This window comes from Streptomyces sp. NTH33, assembly GCF_003236365.1.
Classification (GTDB): Bacteria; Actinomycetota; Actinomycetes; order Streptomycetales; family Streptomycetaceae; genus Streptomyces.
This window is the reverse complement of sequence record NZ_POTZ01000650.1, coordinates 1-2,991: the sequence shown is the minus strand read 5'-3', so window position 1 is coordinate 2,991 and position 2,991 is coordinate 1. Positions and strand designations below refer to the sequence as shown.

Below are 2,991 nucleotides of genomic sequence, written 5' to 3'. Positions count from 1 at the left end.
GTATAAGGGACAGGGTCACCGACATCTCCTACCTGGACGCGGTGGCCACGCCGCCCCGCGACGCCGGACCGAGGAACTTCAGCTTCGCGGTGCTGGTCGGCGTGCAGTCCGGCCCGCCCGTGACCGTGACCCGCGTCGACCAGCCGTACGCGGGACTTTCCGTCACCTCCGAGCCCCGGCCCCCTTTCCGCACGAAGGCGGGAACCGCACAGAATGTTGTCATCACCATGCATATAAGGGAATGCGGGAAGGTCCCGGAGAGTGCGGGACTGCCTTTCCTGGATGTGACACTGCGTAATGCGCGAGCAATCCAAACGCATAGTTTCATCCTCGGCCCGCGCTACGCGCAGGCCCTCTCCCAGGCTCTTCAGGTCGCCTGCGGCAACGATTTCAGGTAATCACCAAAACGCCTGAGACACCTGAACCCAACTCTCCGCTTCCTGCGGGTTCTTGGAATCCGGACCGGGCGAATCAGCCTGAATTCCACTGTTCCACCCGTGTAGTACCGCTCCGCATTAGGTCGGGTGATAACAAGAACATCACAGCATCGCTCAGACCCTCCTCCATGTTCGCCGCTCACGCCTAGAGTCACGGCCAGTCACGGCGCGGTCAGGAAAGATCTTCGGACCGACGCTCGACTCGGCCTCTTCCAGGGGGGAGAGGCCGTGCCAGGGAAAGGACTGATCGTGCGTCAACGTTCGCTCATCGCCATCACCGCCGCGCTGGCAGCGGGAGCGCTCACCCTGACCGCCTGCGGCTCGCGGGGCGGAGACAAGGGTTCGGACTCCGGCAAAGGTGGCACCACCGTGATCATCGGCGTCGACGCCCCGCTGACCGGCGACCTGTCCGCACTGGGCCTCGGCATCAAGAACTCCGCCGACCTCGCCGCCAAGACCGCCAACAAGCAGAAGACCGTCGAGGGCATCACCTTCAAGGTCCAGGCCCTCGACGACCAGGCGCAGCCCTCCTCGGGCCAGCAGAACGCCGTGAAGTTCGTCGCCGACAAGAACGTCCTCGGCGTCGTCGGCCCCCTCAACTCCTCCGTCTCCGAGTCCATGCAGAAGGTCTTCGACGACGCGAAGCTGGTCCAGGTCTCCCCCGCCAACACCGGCCCCTCCCTCAGCCAGGGCCCCGACTGGCGCACCAAGAAGGTCCGCCAGTACAAGTCGTACTTCCGCACCGCGACCACGGACGCCATCCAGGGCCCGTTCGCCGCCCAGTACGTCTACAACGACGCCAAGAAGAAGAAGGTCTTCGTCATCGACGACAAGAAGACCTACGGCGCCGGCCTCGCCGGCACCTTCACCGAGGAGTTCAAGAAGCTCGGCGGCAAGGTCGTGGGCACCGAGCACATCGACCCCGACACCAAGGACTTCTCCGCGGTCGCCACCAAGGTCAAGAAGTCCGGCGCGGACGTCGTCTACTACGGCGGCGAGTACCCGCAGGCCGGCCCGCTCAGCAAGCAGATCAAGGCCGCCGGCGCCAAGATCCCGCTGGTCGGCGGCGACGGCATCAACGACGCCGACTTCGTCAAGCTGGCCGGCCCCGACAGCACCGGCGACCTCGCCACCTCCGTCGGCGCGCCGGTCGAGGAACTCGACTCCGCCAAGCAGTTCGTGGCCGACTACAAGACCGCCGGCTACAAGGACGAGTACTCGGCCTACGGCGGCTACTCCTACGACTCCGCCTGGGCCATCATCGAGGCCGTCAAGAAGGTCGTCGAGGACAACGACGGCAAGCTGCCCTCCGACGCCCGCGCCAAGGTCACCGAGGCCATGCAGAACGTCTCCTTCGACGGAGTGACCGGCAAGGTCTCCTTCGACGAGTTCGGCGACGCCACCAACAAGCAGCTCACCGTCTACCGGGTCGAGAACGGCGCCTTCGCGCCCGTCAAGTCCGGCACCTTCACGGGCTGACCGACTCCTACCGCTCACCAGCCGCGCGGGGCGCTGTTCCACTGGCGCCCCGCGCGCGCTCGCATCCGGCCACAATCCGTCGAACATCCGAAAGTCTCGGAGGACATGCGGTGAACGAACTGCCGCAGCAGCTGGTCAACGGCCTGCTACTGGGATCCATGTACGGGCTGGTCGCCATCGGCTACACAATGGTCTACGGCATCGTCCAGCTCATCAACTTCGCCCACGGCGAGATCTTCATGACCGGCGCCTTCGGCGCGCTCTCGGTCTACCTGTGGGTGCTTCCGAACGGCACGTCCATGTGGGTCGCGCTGCCGCTCATGCTCCTCGGCGGCATCATCGTCGCCGTCCTCGTCGCCATCGGAGCGGAACGGTTCGCCTACCGTCCCCTGCGCGGCGGTCCACGCCTGGCACCCCTGATCACCGCCATCGGCCTCTCCCTCGCCCTGCAGCAGGCGGTGTGGGCCTGGTACCCGGAGGCCAAGTCCGCCCGCACCTTCCCGCAGATCGCCGGCGGCCCCTTCGAGATCGGCAGCGTCACCATCCAGACCGGTGACATCTTCGTCTTCTGCGCCGCCCCCATCAGCATGGCCATCCTCGCCTACTTCGTCATGAAGACCCGCACCGGACGCGGCATGCAGGCCACCGCGCAGGACCCCGACACCGCCAAACTCATGGGCGTCAACACCGACCGCATCATCGTGGTCGCCTTCGCCCTCGGCGCCACCTTCGCCGCCGTCGGCGGTGTCGCCTACGGCCTCAAGTACGGCCAGATCGACTTCCGCATGGGCTTCATGCTCGGCCTCAAGGCCTTCACCGCGGCCGTCCTCGGCGGCATCGGCAACATCTACGGCGCCATGATCGGCGGCCTCGTCCTCGGCGTCGCCGAGACCCTCGCCACCGCCTTCATCTCCGACATCCCCGGCATGCACCAGTTCGGCAGCCAGTCCTGGGCCAACGTCTGGGCGTTCGTACTCCTCATCCTCGTGCTGCTGTTCCGGCCCCAGGGCCTGCTCGGCGAGCGCGTGGCGGACAGGGCGTGACACCGATGACCACACACACCACCGCACCCGAG

At 66.4% G+C, this 2,991-nt stretch carries 2 protein-coding genes and 1 pseudogene; all 3 read left to right on the top strand.

Annotation, left to right across the window (positions count from 1 at the left end; genetic code table 11):
* Positions 1-398, top strand: a pseudogene (locus tag C1I97_RS34420) (hypothetical protein); the annotation flags it as partial.
* A 288-nt stretch (positions 399-686) separates the two neighbouring features.
* On the top strand, positions 687-1,916 hold the full coding sequence (locus C1I97_RS34415) for a branched-chain amino acid ABC transporter substrate-binding protein (protein WP_181447041.1): 1,230 nt from the start codon (positions 687-689) through the stop codon (positions 1,914-1,916).
* A gap of 110 nt (positions 1,917-2,026) precedes the next feature.
* The gene (locus C1I97_RS34410) at positions 2,027-2,959 is read left to right on the top strand and encodes a branched-chain amino acid ABC transporter permease (RefSeq protein ID WP_111006911.1); all 933 of its coding nucleotides are present in this window, start codon (positions 2,027-2,029) and stop codon (positions 2,957-2,959) included.
* Positions 2,960-2,991: the final 32 nt, after the last annotated feature.